We start from the raw sequence: 25,398 nt of genomic DNA on the forward strand, positions 1-25,398 counted from the left end.
TGAAAGGAAAAAGCTCATTGATGATATTTGAGCGACATGCAAATCTGAAGTATAAGTACGGTAACAGACATTTCTGGTGTACAGGATATTATGTTGATACAGTAGGAAAGAATGCTAAGAAAATTGAAGAGTATATAAAGAACCAGCTGCAAGAAGATATTATGACAGACCAGTTAAGTTTGTTTGAAACAACAGACCCGTTCACTGGAGAAAAGTATAAGAAGAAGTAAAAACCCCTTAAGGGGGAGCTGAGAATGAAATGCAGTTGGCAGACCTTTCTCAGCCCACTTAAGGGGCAGTGTCCGTATCAAGCCCTTCTAGGGCTTCCTCAAACCACCCGTTTTACGGGTGGTTTTGATTGTATCGAAACTCAAATAAAAACTTTGGGCAGTATGCGCGTTTAAATTGTGCTGGAGTTTATGTACGATAATAAAAATGCACCTATATGCACCAAGCCGATATCTCGATATTGTTTTGCACCATTAATGCACTCGTTTGCAACTCGGCAGATACTACTGGTCTAAGCCTGCCGAATACTAAAGCAACTACCCGCATCCTAAAAATACTATTCCATATTTCTATAAAATTGCAAATTAATCCTACTTACGCTTTTAATATTCAGACTCCTAGTTTATCTTATTCAAATAACTAAACAGGAGAAAAAGAATGCACGAAAATATAGTTTATTGGATTGATGCGATTTGGGGAAGATTTAAACTAATGAGAAGGTTAAAGAAATATAAGAACTAGCTTCCAAAACAGCACTATTCGATAAAGCGCTCGTTAGATATAATAAACTTATGGATTCACAGGTAAGGTCAATACTAGAGTTTATTAGCGCAATAAAACGCACTTTCATAATTCCCGTATATCAGAGAAACTACTCATGGGATAAAGATAACTGCGAAAAACTATTCAGCGATCTCTTAGATTCTCTAGATAGTGGTAAGAAGCATTATTTTGGCAATATAGTGTATTACGCCATCTCTACCGACTTTGCTAGCGGATATTCCGAGCTAGCTCTCATCGATGGACAACAGCGCGTAACCACGATAATGCTTCTTCTAGCTGCACTCCGAGATTTGACATCTGACGACGTAGCGAAAAATAATATACAAAGCACATATTTGACCAACCCTCAGTCTAGCGAGCAAAACCGCGTGAAATTAAAACAGATAGAAAGCGATCGCGACGTATATGAAGCAATTATTTCAGGGAATTATAATGAAGAAGATAATTCGAATGCTGGAGTTAACTACCAATTATTTAAACACTTGATTAAGAACTCCGGTAGGACCATAGCAGAGATATTGGGCGCCATCAACAACCTACAGGTCGTTGCATTAGATTTGAAATTAAAAGAACAGGGCAATCTTTCCGAATCACCACAAGTTATTTTTGAAAGCATTAATGCTACCGGTAAAAAGCTATCAGATGCCGACCTTATTAGAAACTGGCTACTAATAGGAATCCCGGAAAAGAAGCAAGAAGAGGTTTATAAGACTAAGTGGATAACTATCGAAAAGAATGCCGGCTCTGCAGAAGGCGTAGTAGATTATATCAACAGGTATTTAACGCTCTTTTTGTCGGACAAGATTAATAAAGGAAGTGAGTATAGGACATTCAAAAAACGAATAAATCGTATGTTTGCTGAGAGCGAAAATCCGTACGAAGACGCATTATCGAGCCTATGTCACTATTCAAAATACTACAAATGGATAAAATACCCTGAATCCATAGCAGACATATCTCCTCAAGTGTGCGAGGTTTTCTCTAATCTTGAAGAAATTGGTAGCGAATACGCTATACCGTCATTAATGTTTTTATCAGAAAAAGCTGATAATCCAAAATCTACATTCGATTTTGACAAGCTAGCAAAAGCGGCGGGCTATATCGAAGACTGGCTCTTCAGAGCTCGTATTACGCGAAATATTACTACTGGTGCAATAGGTGCTGTTCTTGCTGGCCTAGTTCAACTGATTCAAAAGAACTCGCATGGCGAGGACTACGACGAAACTATTTATTACGAATTATCAAACTACAGAACTGCAGATATCTGGCCTAGTGACAATGAATTCAAGCACGCCTTTGAGCGCTTTGATTTCTATAATACTAGATTCTACAAGAATTACGTGCAACGCAAGCTTGAATATTATATCTCTAACGATCGAATCAATACTAAACCAGCGTCAATTGAGCACATCATGCCGGAAACGCTAAATGTGCATTGGCGTAATATACTAGGCGAAAATTACACCCAGCTTCATGCAGAATATCTGCACACGATAGATAACTTAGCGCCTATGAACCAATCGGACAACTCAACTAACTCAAACGATCCATTTGAAAAGAAGCGTCCACAGTTTGAGAAATCTAGCTGGAAACTCACAAGAGACGTTTCGGACGATTATGATAACTGGGATATTGAAACTATCAAAGACAGATCCAAGAAACTAGCCGAATTAGCCAGCAAGATATGGTTATCGCCTATGCCTCGGGAGAGACAGCTGGAGGCATCCAAAAAAAGAACACCCCAACGCGTCATAGATGATAATATTCGTTCATTCGTTTTTAAAGGACGGCGTAAAGCCGTCCCAAATAATCATTTCTTTTTCATATAATCAGTAAAGCTTATCTTTGTCTTACTTTTTGCATTTTATACATAGAACGAGAGAACATAATAACCACATCTGCATCGGCTTACCATGATATAAAAATGCTTCCCGAAAGGGAAGCATTTTTCTTTTATATCAATTATTCATGTTTGAGGCTATACCGCATCTTCTGTGGACCTCATCTGTAAGTGCGTCGAAGTATATCTGCGGCTCTGCCTTGTTATATGCGTTTTTGTATTCCTCCCATGTATTCTCGAAGTCATCGCTCATGACCATAAGAGGCATATACTTATGCTTTAGGTCGCTTAGCATACTTGATACCTTGCCGTACTCAGTTTCTTTTGTTGCCGAGCTCTCAAAGGACCACATAGGATACCATGGAGGGTTTTCCGACGGAGTATTAAGGAAATCGCTGTATGTCTGCTTGCCGTAGGCGTCAAAGCACGTCTGTATAGCAGGAGCAAGATGGTCATGGAAGATATTTGGCTGATTGCCAGGAGCATAGGCGTTCTTGCCATCTGGAGCCATACCACCGAAATGTGGCATATAACTGTATTCACATTTGTGCTTCAGCGAATATGCTGTGTCGTTCCAATTGTTGTACTGCTCCTCAGTCTGGTCAAAATAGCCGTCCTTATTTACGAAATAGTCTGTTCCCTCAATGCCCCAGTAACGGAGGTTCAGTATCTCGGGTTCGATAAGTTTGCTCATGAATTCGACTGCGCCGTCGGGATTTGAGCAGCTTATGCTTACGCCAACTCCCGTTGAAGCGTTGAAAGCAGGGTTGTCACGATAGTGCTCTGTGAGAGTACCGTCGATAGTAAGCCCGAAGGGGATATATGTACATTCGGCAGGGAGCTTACGCTCTGTGCTTCCGAAATTCCAATGCTGGTCTACCATTCCCAGAACTCTTCCTGTTGCAAGCTTATCGTAATAATCAGCGGTCTCCATAAAGAAGCAGTCATGGTCGATTATGCCCTTATGGTATTCCTCATTGAGCTTGCTGAACCACTTTTTGGCTGTAGGGAGCAGGTTGTAGTCCTTTGCTTCGAGAGTATCGGGATCAACGAAGCAGCAGCCGTCGTTGGGATGACCGTCAAGGAACATAGGCGGATTGTCCAGAGCAAACATACGGACTTCTGTCGCCTGTATCTCATAGCCTATATATGGCTCGCCGTTTTCGTCAACAGGATTGGCGGCAATATAAGCCTCAATAAGGTCGAAATAGTCGTCAAGGGTTTTAAGCTGCGGATAATTTGCCCATTCAAGCACCCTGACCTGTATCCAAAAGGCTTCACCGTCGTGGACGTTGCCCGTGACCTGCTTGTTGACTGCAGAAAACAGCGGTATATAGTAGATATGACCGTCATCGGCACGAAGCGTCTCCCATTCAGCGTCTGAATACAATGATTTCAGATTGGGATACTTGTCCCAGTAATTATCAAGGGGGATAAAGGCTCCTTCCTTGATAAGGCGCTGACAGTTCGGACCGTCAGGTGACATGAAATCGGGATATTTTCTTGATATCATCATGTCGCTGAATATCTTGTCAACGTCTGCCTGATCCTTCATCCATTCTTCATAGAGGATGTAGCCTGTTTTTTCGGCTATGATATTTCTGATCTCATTATCTTCGTCAAGAGTTGTGTCATTACGCGCACAGTAAAGTCCTGTGAATTTCTGTATCTCATGCTTTTTTTTCTTGTTTTTTCCAAGGGAACAGCCTGTGGAAGAGAATAAAACCGTACCTGCGAGCAATGCTGAGAGTGCTTGGATTTTTGTCATGATACCGCCTCCTTTCGATAGCTTTTTGTAAGGATAGTATGATAAAAAGCTAAACATATACTATGCATATATTATATCATATTATTGCTTTGCCTGTCAATTTGCTACAATAAAAGTTGATGAAAAATTAACATTATTGTCATATTTACACATTATGAAAGCAATTAATGTTGCGAATGTCAAGAAATATTGCAGTCAGAGAATACCCTAAATATTGGATACCTATTTTGACCATAATTGCGTTCATTATCATGCAGGCGAAGTCTTTAGCTTTGCAGTAGTATTTGTTGTTGTTTTAGAAACGGTAGTTGTCTTATTAGTATTCTTAAATGTCCATAGAAACAATAAAACCAGTTCCCTTTCGGGAACTGGTTTATTATGCCGCGTTGTGTCGCGTTTTTGCCTAATTATAGCCTTTTCAGTTGTATCAATCCCACTTACAGTTTAAAATTCAATACACACTGATTATTATAATACTATTTCAACAGTTTCTTACGCAAACATACAAGATCAAATATGTCAGCCGCCTTATCCCCGTTCATATCGGCAAGTCCGAACTGAGCTTTTGTGAAGTCTGCAGCACCGAGGAGATATTTGCTCATAAGGAGCAGGTCGGCTACATTTACAGTTCCGTCCATATTCAGATCACCCTGTTCATACTCGGCTTTTTTAAAAGTACATACCAGCGATAGTGTTTTATCAGCGGTAACTGTTATATTCGCAGAATCTGAACTTGCCGCTCCGGACCAGCCTGCAAAAACATAACCATCGGCAGGCTTTGCCGTAATAGTTACCTTTTGACCGCTCTCAAAGGAACCCGTCCAGACATTTCCGCCAAAAGCTGCATAAGCATTATCGACGGATATTTCTCCCATTCCCTGTCTTATTACAGTAATAGTCGAGCTATTCCTTGAGATACCGAGATAATTCTGCATATCCTCAATAGCATACTCCGCACGCCTGTTGAAGAAAGTGCGCATTTTCTCCATTTCACTGTGATAATAGCTTTTCTGCTCTGACAGATAACCGTTGTAGCCAGAACGCGGTTTTCCGCTGCTCCAGCGCCATGCAGTCATTGTCATATAGTCCATGTATCTGTTTTCTTCATCGTCAAGCTCTGCGTTCATTTTTGAAGGCTCAAATACAGAATACGCATAGGAATAAAACCTATCCGCAAATTGCTGTTTAAACTCTGGATTGCCAAGCAGGGCCATGAATATTGAAGTCGGTATTTCCTTTTTGGCGCTGTCCATTTTGCGGAAGCTGTCGTACTGATAGCCCTCAACTCCTCCGAAGCTCTGATAGGTAAGTCCTACAGAATAATCAAAGTCAAATGAACCGCACCTCCATTTTCCGTCACTGTAGATATTACCATCAATGGCTTCACCGCTGTTTCTCCACATGAGATAGTTATGGTTCGGCCAGTCCCATGTGCCGAGGTAAAGTCCCGCACAGTAACAGTCGATAAGGCTCTCCACATCTATTTTCGACGTTACGTAGTTATAGTTATCGTCAACTGAAAGGTCATGTGCCATGCAGAACTCACCTATCTCTTCCAGTTCCTCAAGATCGCTATCCGTCCCCTCTTCGACCTCGCCGTTCTTTATCATAACAACGTTTTCGGAAGGGATATCGTAATTGGACTGTATGTAGTAATCTGAAGCTTTTTCAATTATCTCATACATTCCCCATAGCTCTCCGTCGATGAACAGCATACACCTGTCGCTGTCATAGGTGGCAAGTGCAGGGATATCACGAAGTGATGAATGCACTACGCGCTCTCTCATTCTGTCCACCCACGCAACTGCTCTGAGGCTGAAAGAATCATAGCGCTTAATGACCTTGCCGTCAATTGCGGAATAATTGTCATCTATGAGCTTATAGTCAAGCTTAGAATCACCATATTCGCTGCGAGCATAGATATTGAAGCTCTTGGTCTGACTGTTCCTTGTGGAAGCCCCCTTGATACGTATACCCATTTTCTGGGTGAAACCGAGGTTTCTGTTTTTGAAATAGGTTATATCCGCTTCACGCTCCCATTCCTTTCCCTTAGAGAAGAAATTAGCCACATTATCAGTATCCCATTCGCTTTTATTGCGGTTATACTGCGGACTGTTCTTCCAGTCAAGGTACTGCTGACCTGCGACATAAATACCCTTGTCCTTGTCGAACAGATTATCAGGATCGGTAACAAGAGAAACTACGGGTATATCTGAATAGTATTTCAGCTTTTCATCATTCATTACAAAATAGGTATTGGTGACAACATCACTGAAAGTTCCATCCTCAGCCACTGCCACAGCTCTTACAACAGTTGCCTTGTCAAACTTCTCGGGATTGGCGTCATATCGCTGTTTCAGAGTAATAGAATAGGGACTGTTATCCTCGTGCTGATACTTGCTGTATACGTTCTCCTCTATGCTCCTGTCATACATTGGTATAGCGCTCTTGTATAACATTTTCGTATCGGAGCTTATAGGATCCGAACCGTCAAGAGTGTAGTACACCTTGTCTGTTGAGCTTATAGTCAGTTCTTTTACGTCGTTTTCGCTGTAGAAGCCGGACTTCAGTGAGAATACAGGCTCGGCAACTGTAAAGATATTTGCTGCATCAGGTGAAGGCGGCATGACAAGATATTCTCCGTCCAGCGAACGTCCGTAGGTTGTATCCTCTTTAAGGGGAGGCACTTCAAGGCTTTGCAGCACAGTACCGTCAGGCGTTGAAAGAATAATAGTCTCTCCCGACTTGCTCAATCCGAAACCTGTGTTCAGCTCAGTCAGTCCGTCGCCGCTCTTATCAGCGACTATCAGCAGATATTCTCCCCTTTTTATGACAGTATCTGGCGGAAACACGAACTTCAGCGTAGAATCTGCACTGTCAGAAAGTCCGAATCCCGAAATATTGATATCTTCGTCTCCTCCGTTGTGAAGTTCTATCCAATCGGAAGCTCTGCCGAGGCTGTCAGTAAAGCAGTTCTTGTTCTGTGTGCAGACCTCGTTTATAAGAAGACCGTCTATGCTCTGTGCCGCTGATGTAAGATTTGTGATACAGGGCATTGTGGCGACCATCAATAATGCAGAAACAAAGCCTCCAATTTTCTTAAAATATTTCATAAAAATGCCCCTCTCTGTATTTAATGATAAACTTATTATAGCATATTCAACATCGAAGTTCAACGTGTTTTGTATATTTTTAACAGCTAAAAATTCAGGAGTATTTTTAGTAATGGTGTATAATCCTGTCATTTCCCAAAGAAATAAAAAACAGCTAAAAACATATTTATTGTAAATATGTTTTTTATATTATATATGTTTCTCTTAATCAATGCTCTGCAGTCGAAAATGCAATTATTATAAAAAAGGCTTTTGTAACACCAGTCAGTAATTACTTTTACCTCTCAATTATTACCGATATATATCAAATGAATATTCATTTAACTATATCCAATATACAATATATATGTAAAAAATCGGTTTTATCGAATATATCAACAATGTATTGAAGCAAATATAATATCATTATCAGCTTAATTACACCGTGTTTTTAAAATCAAGAACATTTTATTGTACAATATAAAAATTTAACTGCCTATTACGGGCAGTTCATAAATACATCCTATGCTGTTATAAACTCATTCGGAGATCTGTGATACTCAACGGCTGTTTCAAATACCATGTTGGACAGAGCTTTTTCTACTATAGCACTGGGATCTCCGTCAGGACGTATCCAGTCCTGTAGACTATCCTTACCCAGTACAATATGCATTCGGTCGTGTATATCCCTTACCGTGCCTGCTGCTTCTTTTGTGAGCACAGTGAACATAGGCACCTGCATATCACAATGCTCCTCATAACGATAAAGTCCTGCGATATATGTAATGTTTGAGCCTTCGGTCTGTATGGCGTATTTAACCTTCTTGGCATTGCGATGCTCTATCATGCTGCGGCTATCGTCCTCATATACAGGATATCCCCACTCATAGTACCACGAAGCAGGGATAACGCATCTTCTCCTGTACCAGGAGTCTATCCAAAGTCCCTTTGTATCAGCCGTCTCAACGCGGCAGTTAGCCAGAGGCTTGGTAGTAGCTTGATGTGTAAATCCCCATGCCATAGGAAATACAGCCATGTTCCCATACTTATTCGTTGCAAGAACAGGTGCTATATCTGACGGATGAAGGTCTCCGGACATGATAAGGCTCTTACCGAGCTTAACCGACATCTCCTGAGCTAGAGACATTTTCCGTACCTTTATGAGGACCTCGGCCATTTCCTTTGGTTCTATTCTCAGAGACATACACATGTAACTCACCTCCAAGCACAAACAGAATATACGTTCTGATATTAGTGTATCATAAATAATGCAATAAGTCAATATAAAGTATGTAAGCGCCAACCATTCAATGCCGCATAAAAAGTAACCGCCAATCCCCCGTCCATTTTATATAACAAAAACAGACTCCGCTTAAATTGCAGAGTCTGTTTTTAATTTATTTTTACTCTCCGAGGGTATTCCGTATCTTTTCTGCAAGAACATCGGCAATATTCTGCTGTGTTTTTTTTGACGGATGACCGTCGGCCCCCATACCGTCACGCATTGAATGAGTCTGTGAGAAGTATGACGTGATATTGCCATCGCCTAATTCGGCTATTGCACGTTCAATCAGCTTGTATATATCATCGCCGCCCATAGTACCCATAGTGCAGATTATAGGAGCATTCGGATGCTGTTCACGGACAGTCTTCAAAAATGCCTTGTAGCCTTCCACAAATTCATCGCCGTTTGCCTTTGGGTCTGCGGCAACATAGTTCATATCATTCGTACCGAGGTTTATGACCACAACGTCACAGTCCTCGGAGAATTCCCAGTCTGACCCGTAGTCCTTATAAATACTTGACTTGCCGTAGCAGTCGGGCAGAAGTTCTTTGTCGTTTTTGGTTCCGTCGCCCGAGTAGCCCGACACAATGCCGTAGCCGCTGTAGCAGCAGGTGGTGTAGTCCGCACCGAGGGACTTCGCCGTAAGATAGGCAAAGGACTTTGAGAAATTCTCCGTAGCAGTGGTGAATGGGTCGCTGGGCGACTTACTCTCAACGCCATATCCGCAGGTAATGGAATCTCCGATAAACTCTATCGCCAGCGGTGCTTTTTCGGCAGGCACAACAGGCTGAGCCGAGCTGCTCTCCACCTCAACGGAGCGTATACCAATGCCGCCTTACATGGCTTCCGAGAGAAGCATGACCTTTACTGCCGCTGTTTTATCTGTATCATTCCAGAGGCTGACCGTTACGTCCTTATCTGCCATGATCTCATCGCATATCATTTTATCGTCCACATAGACAGCATAGCGTGGGTCAAAATTATTTATACCGCTGCTGCCTGCAAGGGTAAGGGAGGCATTTCTGCCGCTTACGGTGAACTCCGCAGCCGAGCCGCTATGCACCAGCCACAGAACATCGTCCTTCATTACAGTTCTGCTTTGCAGTTTTGCATTGTCTGCGGTTATGGGGATTCTCTGTACCATAACTTCTCCCTGCATTGAAGTATCCGCCTGTTCCGTTTCATAGGTTACCGTTACATCAGTGGTCACAGCTTCCACAGGCTCTGAGTTTTTATTACCATTTGAACAGCCTGTAAATGCACCCACAGCGGCTATGCATAATGCACAGCCTACTGCGGTAATTGATATATGTTTCTTCATTATCATCACTTGACCTCAATCAAATAATGCTTCGTAGTATTCGGGAGTTTTTTCGGGATCGCATGAAGACAAGACTAAAAAGCATACGAGATCGTCATCAAGTTTTCTCATGTAGAAAGCTGCATAATCAGAATCATCACCTTCATATATTGCTTCGTCCTTTAGATACTCCTCACCGCCAATGGTAACCGTTTCTCTTCCCTTCCATTCCACAGTATAATTATATTTATCAGCGCTCAGATCTTCAAAAGCTTTGTTAGCGTCAAGGCATTCATCAACAGTAACCTCAGCAAAATCAGGAAATGCAAGCTTAGTATTGATAAACTTGATATAAATGCATTCCTTAGAATTAGTGAACCAGCTCTCCCAGTATGTTGAAGATTGATATGTTATTGACTGTTCATCTGATATGTCTGCAAGCCAATTATCCTTTATATCCTGCGCACCTGCTGACATATTCTGTAAATTACCCGGAACGTGCATTTTGATATGGGCGTAATCATTTACATAAACTCCGTCCTTAAAAAGACCCTTAGTATAATTTGTTCCAGCAGTCAGTTTTTCTGACTCATCTACCGTCGGCGGATCGAGTATAGTCTCAGGCTCTGCCTTTGCCTTGAAATCGCCGCCATAGGTGAGACCGTAGCCTCTTTCGAGCCAGCACTTGTCTGTGCGTATCTGGTCTAATGAGCTGTACCACGGGCTGGGGAGCTTTCCTGTGAAGTCCGAGCAGCCGCAGAGCACATCGGATATGCCCTTGCCCTCAGAGCCCGGGAGATAGCACATAACTACGCTGTCCCAGTCGTCGTATATCCTCTTGTTTATGAGGACGTTTCTGCCTGCAACGATACAGGTGACAGTGGGCTTGCCAAGCTCCTTTGCCTCTTTTCGAGCCTCTGAGTTGCCTTTAAGCCCCAGTGCGCCGAAAAGGCTCATGTCCTCAGTATCGCCGTTCCACTCGGCGTAGTTCTGCTCGCCAAGGCAAAGCAGCACCACATCGGCTTTATCTGCCTGTTCCTTGTCGGTTATGACCTCAATGCCGTAGTCCTTAGCGTATCGCTCAAAGGCTTCCTGTATGGTGGTAACTCCGGGGACGTCCTTTGAGGTAGAGCCGTTCCAGTCCATAGTCCAGCCTCCGCACTGTGCCTGACAGCTGTTTGCCGCAGGGCCCGTGATATAGACCTTTGTGCCCTTTTTAAGCGGGAGCACGCTGTTCTCGTTTTTGAGGAGCACAAGGCTCTCCTCCACAAGCTTTTCGGCTACCTTTCGGTATTCAAGAGAACCTGTGACTGTCTTTTCGGTAGTCATAGTTTCCAGCAGCGGATCATCGAATATGCCTGCTTCCTTCTTGACCTTGATTATACGTGTAACAGCGTCGTTTACACGCTCTTCGGTTATCTCTCCGCTGCCTACAGCATCAACGATTATCTGCTTTGCTTCGTCATATCTGTCGGTCTCCATGAGCATATCTATACCTGCATTAATGCTCGTTATTACCTGATCTTTATACGAATCTCCTGATATATGTTGTATAGAGCCCCAGTCGCTGACGATGAAGCCCTCGAAGCCCATTTCGTTTTTGAGCTTCATGATGTAATCCTTGTTTTCGTGCATTTTAACGCCGTTGAGAGCCGAATGGCTTATCATTATGGTCTGAACACCTGCATCTATCTGAGCCTGATAGACCTTGAGAAGCTCCTCTATCTCCGCGTCTGTGAGCTGTGCGTCACCGCGGTCTATACGTTTGAGGGGAGCGCCCTCCTCGCCTGTACCGTACAGTACATTGCCGTCAGCAAAGAAGTGCTTGGCGCAGGCAACAAGTCCGCCGTCCTGAAGTCCCTTTGTGTAGGCGGTGCTGAGCTTGGTTATTGTTTCGAGGTCAGAGCCATATGACTCGTATGTACGTCCCCAGCGAGGGTCAACGGACTGAGCAACGCAGGGGGAGAAGTTCCACAGCATATGACAGAGCTTTGCTTCGTCGGCTGTGATAAGACCTACTTGGTAGGCAAGCTCCTCGTCGTTTGCAGCTCCCTGTCCGATATTATGAGGGAAGTATACTGCATCTCTGCAATAATTAACGCCGTGAACGTCGTCCTGACCATAGATATATGGAATACCAGCCTCTGATTCAATAGCGGCATTCTGGAAGCCGTCAACGGTCTCGCACCACGCATCGGAATCGATACATCCGACAGTGGACAGGATACTGCCGTAGTCGTTGGCTTTCATGTCATCCGCGGTGATGTTATATACCGCAGGCTGAACCATCTGGTTTGCTTTCTGTTCGAGAGTAAGCTCACCTACGATCTCCTCTGGAGTCATAGAAGCGTATCTCTGATACTTGGGACCGTGGTCCTTAACTGTGCTGTCAGAAGCGATTTCAACTTCCGATTCTGTCGCCGTATCTGATGATGATGAGTTTGGTTTTTTCTCCGCACATGAGACTGTTGAAGCCAACAGCGCCAGCGGAAGTAATAATGCGATTGCTTTTTTCATGTGTGCTCCTTTCGGTACGTTTGAAATTATATCTGATATTGTAATTATTCAGCCCATCAGTTAATGTTAATATTATATCATATTATGTAAACAAAAGCAAGCAAATGAGTACATGCGATTGATTAAATGCTATCGTAATTCTAAAAGAGAAACCGCCCATGAAGGGCGGTCATCAAATTAGTATATTTTCTTAGTTCTTTTTCATGAATTCTTCCAATGACATTGGATTTTCTTTTGTAATCGATACATATGCGTAGTACGAAAGAATATTGGAAGCGTCAACTGCATTTATGTTTCCATCATGGTCTACATCTGCTGCAAGCTTCTGCTCCTCATCATAACCTCCATCTTTATTTGTTGAGGTCATAGAATAATATACAAGAACAGAAGAAGCGTCAACTGCATTAATCTGACCGTCTTTGTTAACATCTCCAAGAGTATAAGTTATAGGAGTTACTACTATTGAGATCGTGGTCGTAGTAGCAATGCCTGTTGTCGTTGCAGGAACTATAGCTGTAGTGGTTGCACCATTGCCTGTTGTCATTACAGGAACTGTAGTTGTAGTGGTTATACCATTACCTGTTGTCGTTGCAGGAGCTGAAGCTATAGTGGTTGCACCTTTGCTTGTTGTCATCGCAGAGGATGTCAATATTGTAGTTGCGCCGTTACTTGTAGTAATTCTGGTGGTGGTTGCAGCCTTGGTCATAGATGTTGTATCTGCAGTTATGGTTGTCGTAGTTGTATTGGCAGATATGTCAGTACCTTCTTCTGAACTGCTTATACTTTCATTATCATCTTGGATAACTTTATATTCAGCTGTAATTCCACCGCTATACTCTCCGCAGCCCTCAATAAATACAGTATAATTACCACACTCTTTAGCAATAAAATCATTGCATACGTAATAATCCTTACCTTTAACAAGCTTCTGACCGTCATATATTACGTTAACTTTGCAGAAATGTTCTTCGCCTGTATATATCAGATCTTCGACTGAAACATTTGCTTTTGAGATATCTGTTCCGTTCATTCCAATAAGAAGCTTTTCTGCATTTGATTCATTATTAATAGGAGCATATTTTATTGTCAAATCTCCGTTTTCATCTGCAGCTTCTTGAGTAATATAAAGCAGATTATTGCTTGATATTACGTAATCTGTATCTTTTGTCTTTACTAAATAGAAATTATAAACCTCATTAGGGACAAGATCAGAATAATAGGCACTTATGGTATCTGTATCTATTTCAGACTCATCTTCCATAACATTTAATGTATCTGCATCCGTGCCGATATCAGGAATAAGTCTGCGATTTACAGGCTTGGGCGTAACTTGTGTGGGATCATCTGCAATTATTTCATAATCCCACTCGCAAATAAACGCTCTATGACCACCAATTGTATGACCAATACAACCATCATTCCATGTTCCGTCATTATACTTGTAATAGAACATACCATAATTCTCTGATTCATGGCCATTTGGTTCGTTTGAAGCCCAATTTACATAATCAGAGCTTCTGTCCAACCATTCCCAAGAGCCTTCAGAATACTTATCTGTATATCCGAAATACGCACTGTCTATTCCCTGAGCAATCATCTTCTCATAAACGTAAGCATTTTCTTCTGCATCATTTATAACAAGCAGATATCCGCCAAGTTTATGGCAGTATATTATTGCATTATCTACTGTGTCAATATTAATATTAAATACGCAGTAACTGTGCCCGTTAAAATTAAATACATTTTTCTTATTATCACCGAGATCAGGTATTTTATAAAGAGTTACAGCTGTCTGTTTAGGTGCATCCATATTGATTGTTGTATCTGAATCTATATATCCATATGCCGAGATATGAACCACCTGTTCTCCTCTTTTGGAAAACATCGTAGCTATTCCATCTTCATTTGTTGTACCTTCTCCGCCGCCGCATTGAATAGAAGCATATTTTATGGGAGTTCCATTCTCATCATAAACCTCAACAGCAAGTCGATACTGACAATGTTCACACTTAGTGAACCCAAATTCATTAAATGTTTGCGAATAATGGAAGTCCGTTATTTTTTTTCTATACGGCCCGAATGATCTTGACCTTTTCCATTTACAAAAAGATACTTCACATGCAATCGACAATTCAGCAGAAATGTCTCCTTCAAAACATATTTGACATTCATGTATTCTGCCAAGAGCAGTATCAATATAGGGCTCATTGTTTGCAATCTTAGCTCTTACTCCAACTGTAGCAGAAACATTTGCGCATCCTTTTACATTAACGCCTTTTAAATTAAAAGCTTTAACCTTAACTTTAACCTTAACATTTGGCTCAATTTTTAAACCAATAAAAGTATCTGCTTTGCACTCAAACTTACTTTCACTTTGGGGATGCTTCGAAATATTATCTAATGAAAAATTATTGATACCTTTGTGCTCAGCTTTTATTCCAATGGAACCACTGAGTGTATTGGAATACTCTATTGAGCCATTTATTTCACCAACAAGATATAAATCCACCTTTATAGATACTACACCAGCACTAAATATTTTTATCGATGGCAATTTTAATTCAGCAGTAATACTGTTAGAGTATTTTAGTTCAAATTTGGCAGAATAACTTAATTCGAATTTCAAATATTGATGTGTAAATGCCATAAGCCATTTAACATCCGCTTTAACCGTAAAAGATATACTACCCGATATTCCAATTTTATTCTCTACAACACGCTTATTCTTTTTGTTTTCTTCATTATTATCATCATCTTCATCATCATTATCCTCTTCACCATTTAATACATCGCTTTTTGTTTCCTCGTTAACATCTACAAAAACACACTTCAGTTGTTTGAAAGCTGTCATTTGACCGCCAATTTGAGCCGGTTTTGGAGCCGGACGCCTCGATACATCATTCTCGTTTTGTGTGTTACTTTGATCCTCCTCATATTCTTCGTTATCAAACTCGGCTGTATCGCTTGAATAATCGATTTTTATACATTCAAAAACATCTTCCGGAGAAATCTCTTCACCATAAAAGGTTATCGTTCCATCGCTTTGCTTCTTATCTGCAATCTTAATAACAAGCAGATCATCTTCTCCCTTATATGTAAAGATATCACCTACAGAAAGCGATGTCATCTTTTCATCTGGCGATTCAAATGTGTACACAAGTTTCTCATCATCAGCATTAGCTAAAATTGCAGAATTGCTTTCAAACATAGTGACAGATTCTTTTATTACGACAAAATTTGTATTAATATCATCATCAAGATTCAGAGCCCTGTCTTCATCGAAATCATTTATCGTCTGATTTGAAAGGCGCTGCATATCTTCTGTATAGAGCGAACTTTCATAAACATCCGAAAGCGGTCTTAACGTTTCAGTATCTATCATGTATGCTTTCAAACAATAATACTTAGGAAAATCGGATGAATTGATATCAATATCAATTGTTTCTTTCTCACATGATAATTCAGCATTTCCACTTGCAATAAGCCGTGTTTCATCTTCGGAATATATTCCAACAATAAGCGTACAATCTTTTTCAGCTTCATACTCAACCTTTGCAGTATTATTATCCATATTAACAGAGATAATATTATATGGCTGCTCTTTACTCTGCTCAGCTAACGAAGAATTCAGCTCTGAACTCAGAATATCGCCTATTTGATTTGTTCCTTCTGCGGATACAGAAGCATTATTCGGACTTGTCCTTTCATCAGCAGCGATAGTTTTTAATGAAAAAGGCATTATCGAAATAGTAACTGCAATTGCTGATATTATTGATGTAATTCTTTTAAACATATTTAGCATTCTCCTTTTTTATTATTAGTATCAGTTTTTTATGATATTCTTATATTCACCTCCAAAACTTAAATCATTATACATCTTTTCAAAACGAGTGTCAAACCATTTATTGCTATATAAAAGGACGGCGTAAAGCCGTCCTCATAAATCATTTCTTTTTCATATAATCAGTAAAGCTTATCTTTGTCTTACTTGTTGCATTGTATGCATAGAACGAGAGGACATACGAAGCATCAATATCATGTTGAGCGCCTGTTCGCTGAGAAGATGTCCGGTAAAAATACTGATCGTCCTGAGCTTAAAACGATGCTTGAATATGTCCGCGAAGGTGATACTCTGTATATCGAAAGCATCAGCAGACTTGGAAGATCCACCAGAGACCTGCTCAACATTATAGACGTTCTTCAGAAGAAAGGCGTTACTCTTGTCAGCAGTAAGGAGAATATTGACACCAATACTCCGCAGGGGCGTTTCGTACTATCCATATTTGCAGCGCTCTCTGAGCTCGAACGTGAGCAGACCTTGCAACGTCAGCGTGAGGGTATAGCTTTTGCCAAGTCTCAGGGAAAGTATAAAGGCAGGCAACCTATCAGTATCGATTGGGTTAAATTCGGGCATCTGTATGAACAGTGGAAGTCTGGGGGTATCACAGCCGTAGAGTTCCAGAAACAGATGGGCCTTCGCGCCAATCCCTTCTACCGTCGCGTCAGGGAGTATAAGAAAAAGCATATTTGAATAAGAATGAGCCGGTTTAACCGGCTCTGTTCTTTCAATAAAGTGTTCATTTTTTCTGAAATATTGCAAAAGCGGAAAAAGCACTTATATGAAACAGTTTTTCAGTATTGCAATAGACCATGGTCATATGAAAGCTTTGCATAAAGCGTTTTGCTGAAATTCGTGATTTGTTCATCTGAAGTTACACACATGAAGATCACCTCTCGCAGATAGTGATACCCTTTGGTGTTAGGAGCTATTCCGAGATTAAGAAGAGTTTTGACAATTATTGCTACAACGTTATTCATTAGTATAAGCACTCCTTTTAGCAATGAAAGTATAATTATATCATAATTAGTAAAAAATGGTAAGGGTTTATTACGTCGTTTATTGACGAGTTTTGTCGAATAATGTCGATAAAGCAAAAAAAGAGCAGCTTAGCTGCTCTTTTTTTTCAATTTTTGATTTGTTTTGCAACAAGACTTTCGCCGCAGTAAATTGAACGAAGCTTTGGCTTCTCAATTTTACCTGTGGGATTTCTTGGAACATCTGCGAAAATAATCTTATGCGGTCTCTTGTATCTCGGGAGCTTCTGGCAGAAAGAGGTTATATCCTCCTCTGTACAGCTGTGATCTTCCTTTATGGAAATAATTGCAGCTGCTATCTCACCCAGCCTCTTGTCAGGAAGTCCGATAACTGCTACGTCCTTGATAGCAGGGTGACTTCTGAGGAAATCCTCTATCTGTACAGGGTACAGATTCTCACCGCCGCTGATAATAACGTCCTTTTTACGGTCAACAAGGTAAATAAAGCCGTCTTCGTCCTCCTGAGCCATATCGCCTGTATAGAGCCAGCCGTCCTTTAATGTCTCGGCAGTAGCTTTTTCGTCGCGATAATAGCACTTCATAACGCCTGGACCTTTAACGAGAAGCTCTCCTACCTGTCCGCGTTCAACGGCGTTACCGTTTTCATCAGCTATCTTTACTTCCCAGCCGAAGCCAGCCTTTCCGATAGCACCTACCTTATGTATGTTTTCAACTCCAAGGTGAACGCAGCCCGGTCCGATAGACTCGCTGAGTCCGTAGTTTGTATCATACTGGTGCTTGGGGAATACCTTTTTCCAGCGTGCGATAAGTGACGGAGGTACAGGCTGAGCGCCGATGTGCATAAGTCTCCACTGATCGAGGTCATAATCCTCGAGATTGATATCTCCCCTGTCTATAGCGTCAAGGATATCCTGTGCCCACGGAACAAGAAGCCATACGATAGTACAGCCTTCCTCGGAAACGGTTTCGATAATTGACTTTGGCTTTACACCTTTAAGCAGAACAGCCTTGCTGCCTGAATAAAGGCTTCCGAACCAGTGCATTTTTGCGCCTGTATGGTAAAGTGGCGGAATGCAAAGGAATATATCGTTTCTTGTCTGTCCGTGATGATTCTGTTCAACCTTAGCTGAATGCATAAGGCTTGTATGGTCATGAAGAATTGCTTTCGGGAATCCTGTAGTTCCTGATGAGAAGTAAATTGCAGCATTATCGTCATCTGTGATCTTTACGTCAGGTGCTGCACTTGCACAGTTAGCAACAAGGCTGTCATAGTGCTCTGCAAATGAAGGACATCCTTCACCTACATAGAAAAGAAGACGATTTTTGCTGATATCATCGGCTATTTCCTCGATTCGTCCTATAAACTCTGGACCGAATACAAGAATATCTACCTCGGCAAGATCAAGGCAGTACTTTATCTCGTCAGCTGTATATCTGAAGTTAAGCGGTACTGCAAGAGCACCTGCTTTGAGTATTCCGAAGTATATCGGGAGCCATTCAAGACAGTTCATAAGAAGTATACCTACTTTGTCTCCCTTTTTGACGCCTCTTTCTAATAACATATTTGCAAAACGGTTAGCTTTTTCGTCAAAGACCTTCCATGTTATCTCGCGTCTGTAGTGACATTCGGGATTAGGCTCAATAAGCTCATATTCTTTCCATGTAATACGTCTAACCTCTGTTATCTCGGGATTTACTTCTACCAGAGCAACATCAGTACCGTATAATTTAGCATTTCGTTCAAGTAATTCTGTTATTGGCATTATTTACGTTCCTTTCTGACTAAGCTGCTTTTTTGCTTTTATGTTTAAAAGGCAAAAAGCTGCAAAGCGATAAACTATTTTTATTTTATCACAAAAAAGCGAAAAAGTAAATACCTATTAAACGTTTTTTTAAACAAATCGAAACCTGTGTTTTTCAGCAAGTTGCATAAAACAAGGCGCATTAAGAATATTAATGCGCCTTGAATGCTTATTCAACTGTTACATCTGTTACCGTCTCAGTTTCGTCCTCTGCAACCTTTTTACCACATTTATCGCAGTAAACCTGCTCTCTGCGTATCTGAGAACCGCAGTTTTCACAGAATACCTTGTCCTCAAGAGACATAAGCTCTGCTTTCAGCTCGTCAAGCTTTAATGTTTTTTCCTTGATGTCGTTTATTGTTGTGATAAACTCGCTGTCAGGATCGCTGCATATCTTTTCGTACATTACCTTTCCAAGCTCTATGTAGTCCGTATTGATATCAGATTCAACACGAGCCATTTCGCGCTTTATCTTAGTCTTTTCTGCGAATTTTTTAGAGCTGTTTGAAACTGTTTTCGCTCCGCGCTCAACAGATTCCCCGAATTTTCCTGCAAAATCCTTTACTGAATCAACAAATCCCATATTTATGACCTCCTGTTATGTTTTTAGTATATTTTTTATGTATAACTTGGTTTTTCGGTTATTTCAAACTTGACTGCATTCAAAGCTCTTACCGCTGCGTCCGAGAAATCACTGCAAACTGTTGAATAAAGAGTCATTATGATATCATCGGCTGCAAGCTGGTCGCCTACATCACAGTTCATGACGATACCTGCGCTCATGTCTATCTTATCGGTCTTATTAAGTCTTCCTGCGCCGAGCAGCAGAGATGTCATGCCAAGCTCCTCGCAGTTGAACCCCAGTATCTTCATTCCCTTTGTAGCTCTTATCTCGTATTTGAGAAGCGGCTTAGGAAGCAGTGATGTATCATCACATATCTTTTCGTTGCCGCCCTGCAGCTTGATGGTTTCGCGCAGAACGCCAAGTGCCTTTCCTGATGAAACAGCATCTTCAGCCATTTTTCTGCATTCTGCATTAGTTCCTTTACCTGCAAGTTCCAGCAAGTCTGCCGCAAGCTCAATGCAAACATCATAAAGCTTTCCCTTTGATTTTCCTTGAAGAAGCTCTACAGCTTCCTTAACCTCAAGAGCGTTGCCGATGTTTTTGCCGAGCGGCGTATTCATGTCAGTTACGACAGCCTTGCACTTCTTTCCTGCTGACTTGCCTGCTTTTTCCATAAGAACGGCAAGCTTTTCAGCGTCCTCTTTGGTTTTCATAAAAGCTCCGGTGCCGTATTTAACATCAAGAACAAGACAATCTGCGTTCATAGCAAGCTTTTTGCTCATAATACTTGCGCAGATAAGAGGTATACTGTCAACTGTGCCCGTTGCGTTTCTGAGAGCATACATTTTCTTATCGGCTGGACAGAATTCTACTGACTGAGAAATAATGGAAAAGCCTGTTTTTTTAAGTATCGCTTCAAACTCGCTCAGAGACAGATCAGTTCTGTACCCCTCGATACTTTCAAGCTTGTCGATAGTTCCGCCCGTATGACCTAAGCCGCGTCCTGACATTTTTGCCATGCATACTCCGCAGGCAGCTGCGATAGGTCCGATGATAAGAGATGTCTTATCGCCGACGCCCCCTGTACTGTGCTTGTCCACAGTAAATGGGATATCCAGATGCAGTATCTCTCCGCTGTCACGCATAGCCGCAGTAAGTGCGAAAGTCTCTTTTTCGGTAAGTCCGTTAAGACACACAGCCATAAGCCATGCCGACATCTGATAATCGGGGATATCGCCGTTAGTATAGCCGTTCACAAGCCACGATATCTCTTCTTCGTTAAGTTCCTGTGATTTTTTTGTTTTATTGATAATATCGATGATGTTCATGATCCACCTCCTATACATATATTTTACCATTATAATCATAATAATTCAATAGTTTTTGTGAAATAAGCCCTTGAATTTACAAAAAATTCATTATTACAATAAAAACTACAAAAGGCACACCGAGAATAACACTTCCCAGTATATTGAACAGGTTAAGCGGTATATGTGCGCCGAATAAACTTCCGTATTTATTGACGATAAATAAAGCTGCTCCGCCTGTAAATGCGCCTATAATAAAGGATAATAGCTTTTTCTGCCTCCTGAAATAATATATCATCATTATAACGACTACGATTCCGCAAAGGGCTTTAAACAACATTTCAATATCCATATTTTACCTCTCACATCAGTATATATCCAAGTGCGATAATAAGCTTGATATCGGCACCTTCTTTTATAAGCATATACAGTAAAGCTGCGATAAGAAGCTTGTCACTGTCTATGCCGCCGTCAAGAAATTCATCGATAAGACTGTCAAATAAATGCCTTTTTGTATTTTTTCCATTTGGAGACTCAGTTTCCGACTCAGGATTTTCCTTTTTGCAGATATCAGGCGGCAGGTCGGCAGCGGTATTTCGTCCTGTCCCATGGTACAGCTTAAAGCAGTCCATATCTGAACGTTTTGGGAATTTTTCACCGTATACCGCCATTGACACGCCTCCCTTCGTTAAATCAGCTCCTGTAGAAGTCCGCTTTCCTTTGCAATATTCCATATCGCCAGAAGCTTCAACAGTTTTATTGCCTTATCGACACGTTTTTGCTTTTCTGCGCCGAGATGAGGCTTTAAAGCCAGTAGCAGATCAGCGTTTTTGTCCTGCTTTGAAGCTTCGCCGATAAGACTTGTAAGTTTTAGCATAGAAGCAATATCAGGTACATCCTCAGGAGCTGTATCCGCTGCCTTTTCGGCTTTTTCTTCATTCTTTTCGTTGTCCGAGACCAGCATTTGTGCCAGCTCGGAAAGCTGCTTCACACTTTCCTCGTCTGACAGGAGCTCGCTGATCTTGCCCATTATATCGTCCATTTTATTTCTTTCCGCCCGAAAGCTTCTCGTAAAGTGCTTTTGCCTGCGGTGTGCTCATCATCTTTTCAACAATTTTAGGATTGTTAACCGCTTGTTGAAATCTTGCGGCGTCATTTCTGTTCATAGCAGAAAGTGCGCTGTCGAATTTTCCTTCTTCGAGCTCGGCACGTAATTTTTCGGGTGGAACTCCTATTTTTTTGCTTACAACATTGAGAAGTCCCGATATTTTATTTGGATCAATATTATTCATAGCTGCCTCCATAAAACTTGATATATACAATAATATATTGTATTTACTGATAAAATATGTTTTTAATGCCTGTACCTGCCGCATTTTTGCGATTTTAACAAACAAGGCTATATTTTTTTGATAATACCTGTTGATTTTTTCAAAAAAATATGTTATAATATGGTATAAACTTCTTAGGAGGGATATATTTGCGCATTGTTGTAATATCAGACACACACGGTAATTCTTATGCTCTTGAAAGTGTTATTATGCGAAATACTGACGCAGACTGGATAATCCACCTTGGTGACGGTGAACGTGAACTCGATAATTTTATCCTTTCTCATCAGAGATTAGCTCCTAAGATAATCCATGTTGCTGGAAACTGTGATTTTGACAGCCTGAGCGATGACTACATCGTCCTGCCGCTTATAGGTCATAAGCTCCTTGCTACACACGGTCATCTTTATGGTGTGGGAGGTTCTCTTGACAAGCTGAAGGCTCTTGCGGCTACAAATGAATGCGATATTATTCTCTTCGGGCATACACATGAGCGCTACCAAAGCTTTGAGGACGGTTTCTACATCATGAATCCCGGCAGCGCTTCTATCCCCCGTGACGGCGCAAAGCCTTCATTCGGACACATTGACCTCACTCCCGAGGGTGATGTTGTCACCAATATCGTTAATGTCTGATATCTCCTGCTTATATTTTATGCAGATTAGATATTATTGTTACATAAGAAAAATCCCCTTGAATCAACTTCAAGGGGATAATTTTATATTCAGTTTGCTGAAACTGCATTTGGACGCTCATATGAGCTGTCATAATCTTTTATTCTTGTGATATCCGCTGACATTACAACAGGATTTCCGTTATGATTAACGCTTATCTCTGCTGTCATATCCAGCGCATCCTCGCCGTTCATGTTATGAAGAACTGCATGAACCTTGCATACGTGGATAGAAGAATCATATTCTGTAACTTCAAGCTTATCCATGATATGTCCGATACCTCTGCCTGCTTTGCCTTCGGAATCATAGCCGATATTTATATCGTTATATTCTGCTCTCTTCTCAATATAATTCTGAATAGCTACTGCTGATGTGTATTCTGGTCTGTCGCCTGTTTCGATTGAACTTATTTTCCACTCACCGTCGATTAGGTTGAATGTAATAATTTTTTCATCGCCGTATTTAGCGTTTGCATATCCAAGATAAGGAGTCCTTACAAAACGTGATACGGTAAAGCTGTCCGCTTCTTCGTGTGTGACAGCAGGTTCAGTTGAAAAAGAATTATCGCCTGTTGTAGAGAACTTAGGCATTTGTCTTACATAAAGCTGTCCGTTATACTCAACATAAGTTGCTGTATGGATAGAATGAGCTGCATAATCAAAAGTGCCTTCATCTTCGGGATCATATGCAAGATCAACTCTGCTGCCGACCTCAAATTTGCTAACATCCTCTCCCAACCAGCTTAATAATGTTACTCTATCTTCTACACCTTGCGCTTCCTTATAGTTATCAGGCATTGTAAAGCTTTCATATGTTTCGCCGAAGTGTTTTCTGTCTATTGAAGACGCAATCGGTGCTTTGTAGTACTCGTAGATATCCTGACAGCTCTTGAAGCGTTCATCAGTTACCTTGTAGAATGTTCGCTCTCCGCCGTAATTATTTGACCACTCTTCATTTGTACTGTCATAGGTATAGAATGTTATGCTTTCATTGCTGTCATATGACACATCGCCGTATTGCATTACATTCAAACTGTCAATATAATGCTGTGTGAACTCATTTGCGATAGCTGCGTAGTCGTATTCTACAGGCAGCTCTGTTGGCTCCTCGGTTATTTCTGTTACAGCCTCGGCAGTTGTTTCTTCTTCGACGACTTCGGTAAACTGCTGAGCATTCTTACTGCCCTTGTGGAGCAGTACTCCTGTTGTACCTATGCCGCCGACAATGAGAGCGCAGGCTGCGGCAATGCTTACATATTTCATTATACCGTGACCGCTGCGAACCTCAACTCCCGATACATTTTCGGTGTACTCATTTTTATTCATCTTTATTTTGTTCTCACGTTTACTCATATCAAGTACCTCTTTTCTGCACCGCTCGTCAGGTGCCAAGCGGTCTGTTACTCTTTTATAATCATTCATATTCATAGTCGGAGCTCCTTTCCTAGAATATCCTTTAGCTTTTTACGTGCACGGTACAGCTGAGTCTGTATGGCGGTCTCTTTATCGCCTGTAATAGCACTTATCTCTTTTATTGTGTATTCCTCATAATAAAAGAGATGTATAACTGTCCTGTATTTGTTCGGGAGTGACATTACAGCATGATAGACGTCGCTTTCCTCTTGCGTTTCGTAAATAATATCGGCTTCTTCAAGCGGTATCGAGGTCAGGGAGTATTTATACCGCAGAGAGCGGAACATATCCCTGCATTTGTTGACAGTTACTTTAAGCAGCCAGCTTTTCTCCTTAGCTTCATCTTCAAAAACAATGTCAGCGGAAAAGCGCCTTATAAAGACCTCCTGCATTATATCCTCAGCGTCGGCTTTGTTCTTACAGTAAGCAAACGCCATACGATAGACGGCATTACTGTATTTATCGTATATTTCCGTCATTTTTTCTGGATACATCATTTGCTTCCTTTCTTTTTGAAGTACTTCACTAATAAAACGAAAAAGCTATCTCAAATATCACACAAAAAATCAAAACCACCCGTAAAACGGGTGGTTTGAGGAAGCCCTAGAAGGGCTTGATACGGACACTGCCCCTTAAGTGGGCTGAGAAAGGTCTGCCAACTGCATTTCATTCTCAGCTCCCCCTTAAGGGGTTTTTACTTCTTCTTATACTTTTCTCCAGTGAACGGGTCTGTTGTTTCAAACAAACTTAACTGGTCTGTCATAATATCTTCTTGCAGCTGGTTCTTTATATACTCTTCAATTTTCTTAGCATTCTTTCCTACTGTATCAACATAATATCCTGTACACCAGAAATGTCTGTTACCGTACTTATACTT

General features: G+C 41.2%; 21 protein-coding genes and 1 pseudogene. 4 read left to right on the top strand and 18 right to left on the bottom strand.

The window, feature by feature from the left end; all coding sequences use genetic code 11:
* Positions 1-230 (top strand): IS200/IS605 family transposase (locus T497_RS0111095; RefSeq protein WP_028515688.1); only part of this gene is annotated, 230 nt, incomplete at its 5' end.
* A 570-nt stretch (positions 231-800) separates the two neighbouring features.
* The gene (locus T497_RS0111110) at positions 801-2,621 is read left to right on the top strand and encodes a DUF262 domain-containing protein (protein ID WP_028515689.1); all 1,821 of its coding nucleotides are present in this window, start codon (positions 801-803) and stop codon (positions 2,619-2,621) included.
* A 129-nt stretch (positions 2,622-2,750) separates the two neighbouring features.
* On the opposite strand, the gene T497_RS0111115 is transcribed toward T497_RS0111110, so the two are convergent.
* The 7 genes from T497_RS0111115 to T497_RS17620 all read right to left on the bottom strand — a co-directional run bounded on the left by T497_RS0111115 (position 2,751) and on the right by T497_RS17620 (position 16,387).
* Positions 2,751-4,400 (bottom strand): sugar ABC transporter substrate-binding protein, encoded by a 1,650-nt coding sequence (locus T497_RS0111115; protein WP_028515690.1) that lies wholly within the window; start codon positions 4,398-4,400, stop codon positions 2,751-2,753.
* Positions 4,401-4,876: 476 nt separating this feature from the next.
* Positions 4,877-7,513: a CotH kinase family protein gene (locus T497_RS0111120; RefSeq protein WP_028515691.1), complete on the bottom strand. Its 2,637-nt coding sequence runs from the start codon at positions 7,511-7,513 to the stop codon at positions 4,877-4,879.
* A gap of 502 nt (positions 7,514-8,015) precedes the next feature.
* Positions 8,016-8,702 carry an SOS response-associated peptidase family protein gene (locus T497_RS0111125; protein ID WP_028515692.1) on the bottom strand — a complete coding sequence of 229 codons (687 nt, stop codon included), beginning with the start codon at positions 8,700-8,702 and terminating at the stop codon, positions 8,016-8,018.
* Between the two features lie 193 nt (positions 8,703-8,895).
* Positions 8,896-9,585 (bottom strand): SGNH/GDSL hydrolase family protein, encoded by a 690-nt coding sequence (locus T497_RS0111130; protein ID WP_028515693.1) that lies wholly within the window; start codon positions 9,583-9,585, stop codon positions 8,896-8,898.
* Positions 9,586-9,612: 27 nt separating this feature from the next.
* Positions 9,613-10,104: a hypothetical protein gene (locus T497_RS0111135; protein ID WP_028515694.1), complete on the bottom strand. Its 492-nt coding sequence runs from the start codon at positions 10,102-10,104 to the stop codon at positions 9,613-9,615.
* A 9-nt stretch (positions 10,105-10,113) separates the two neighbouring features.
* Positions 10,114-12,594, bottom strand: a complete 2,481-nt coding sequence (locus T497_RS16625) for a glycoside hydrolase family 3 protein (protein WP_051530629.1) — start codon at positions 12,592-12,594, stop codon at positions 10,114-10,116.
* Positions 12,595-12,784: 190 nt separating this feature from the next.
* The gene (locus T497_RS17620) at positions 12,785-16,387 is read right to left on the bottom strand and encodes a lectin-like protein (RefSeq protein ID WP_051530630.1); all 3,603 of its coding nucleotides are present in this window, start codon (positions 16,385-16,387) and stop codon (positions 12,785-12,787) included.
* A 237-nt stretch (positions 16,388-16,624) separates the two neighbouring features.
* On the opposite strand from T497_RS17620, the pseudogene T497_RS16635 reads away from it, so the two are divergent.
* Positions 16,625-17,125: pseudogene (locus T497_RS16635) on the top strand (recombinase family protein); the annotation flags it as partial.
* 101 nt (positions 17,126-17,226) lie between these two features.
* On the opposite strand, the gene T497_RS19040 reads toward T497_RS16635, so the two are convergent.
* The 8 genes from T497_RS19040 to T497_RS0111190 all read right to left on the bottom strand — a co-directional run bounded on the left by T497_RS19040 (position 17,227) and on the right by T497_RS0111190 (position 22,396).
* Positions 17,227-17,412 carry a sporulation initiation factor Spo0A C-terminal domain-containing protein gene (locus T497_RS19040; protein ID WP_028515695.1) on the bottom strand — a complete coding sequence of 62 codons (186 nt, stop codon included), beginning with the start codon at positions 17,410-17,412 and terminating at the stop codon, positions 17,227-17,229.
* 146 nt (positions 17,413-17,558) lie between these two features.
* A complete protein-coding gene (locus T497_RS0111160; RefSeq protein WP_028515696.1) occupies positions 17,559-19,193 on the bottom strand; it encodes a class I adenylate-forming enzyme family protein in 1,635 nt (544 codons plus the stop codon).
* A gap of 208 nt (positions 19,194-19,401) precedes the next feature.
* The gene (locus T497_RS16640; protein WP_051530632.1) at positions 19,402-19,815 is read right to left on the bottom strand and encodes a zinc ribbon domain-containing protein; all 414 of its coding nucleotides are present in this window, start codon (positions 19,813-19,815) and stop codon (positions 19,402-19,404) included.
* Positions 19,816-19,850: 35 nt separating this feature from the next.
* On the bottom strand, positions 19,851-21,125 hold the full coding sequence (locus T497_RS16645) for a thymidine phosphorylase (RefSeq protein WP_037324960.1): 1,275 nt from the start codon (positions 21,123-21,125) through the stop codon (positions 19,851-19,853).
* A gap of 76 nt (positions 21,126-21,201) precedes the next feature.
* Positions 21,202-21,456 (bottom strand): pro-sigmaK processing inhibitor BofA family protein, encoded by a 255-nt coding sequence (locus T497_RS16650; protein WP_037324962.1) that lies wholly within the window; start codon positions 21,454-21,456, stop codon positions 21,202-21,204.
* A 10-nt stretch (positions 21,457-21,466) separates the two neighbouring features.
* Positions 21,467-21,775, bottom strand: coding sequence for a hypothetical protein (locus T497_RS0111180; RefSeq protein ID WP_028515697.1), 309 nt, complete (start codon positions 21,773-21,775; stop codon positions 21,467-21,469).
* A 17-nt stretch (positions 21,776-21,792) separates the two neighbouring features.
* The gene (locus T497_RS0111185) at positions 21,793-22,146 is read right to left on the bottom strand and encodes a hypothetical protein (RefSeq protein ID WP_028515698.1); all 354 of its coding nucleotides are present in this window, start codon (positions 22,144-22,146) and stop codon (positions 21,793-21,795) included.
* 1 nt (position 22,147) lies between these two features.
* Positions 22,148-22,396, bottom strand: coding sequence for a hypothetical protein (locus T497_RS0111190; RefSeq protein WP_028515699.1), 249 nt, complete (start codon positions 22,394-22,396; stop codon positions 22,148-22,150).
* Between the two features lie 188 nt (positions 22,397-22,584).
* On the opposite strand from T497_RS0111190, the gene T497_RS0111195 reads away from it, so the two are divergent.
* The gene (locus T497_RS0111195) at positions 22,585-23,070 is read left to right on the top strand and encodes a metallophosphoesterase family protein (RefSeq protein WP_028515700.1); all 486 of its coding nucleotides are present in this window, start codon (positions 22,585-22,587) and stop codon (positions 23,068-23,070) included.
* Positions 23,071-23,159: 89 nt separating this feature from the next.
* Here T497_RS0111195 and T497_RS0111200 read toward each other — a convergent pair whose 3' ends face one another.
* The 3 genes from T497_RS0111200 to T497_RS0111210 all read right to left on the bottom strand — a co-directional run.
* Complete coding sequence (locus tag T497_RS0111200) at positions 23,160-24,536, bottom strand: hypothetical protein (protein ID WP_028515701.1); 1,377 nt, start codon at positions 24,534-24,536, stop codon at positions 23,160-23,162.
* Entirely contained in the window at positions 24,533-25,015 is a 483-nt protein-coding gene (locus tag T497_RS0111205) for a sigma-70 family RNA polymerase sigma factor (protein WP_051530633.1), read from the bottom strand. The genes T497_RS0111200 and T497_RS0111205 overlap by 4 nt, the downstream gene beginning before the upstream one ends.
* Positions 25,016-25,215: 200 nt before the next feature.
* A partial coding sequence (locus T497_RS0111210; protein WP_028515703.1) for an IS200/IS605 family transposase occupies positions 25,216-25,398 on the bottom strand: 183 nt, incomplete at its 5' end.

Source organism: Ruminococcus flavefaciens MA2007 (assembly GCF_000621845.1).
Classification (GTDB): Bacteria; Bacillota; Clostridia; order Oscillospirales; family Ruminococcaceae; genus Ruminococcus; species Ruminococcus flavefaciens_E.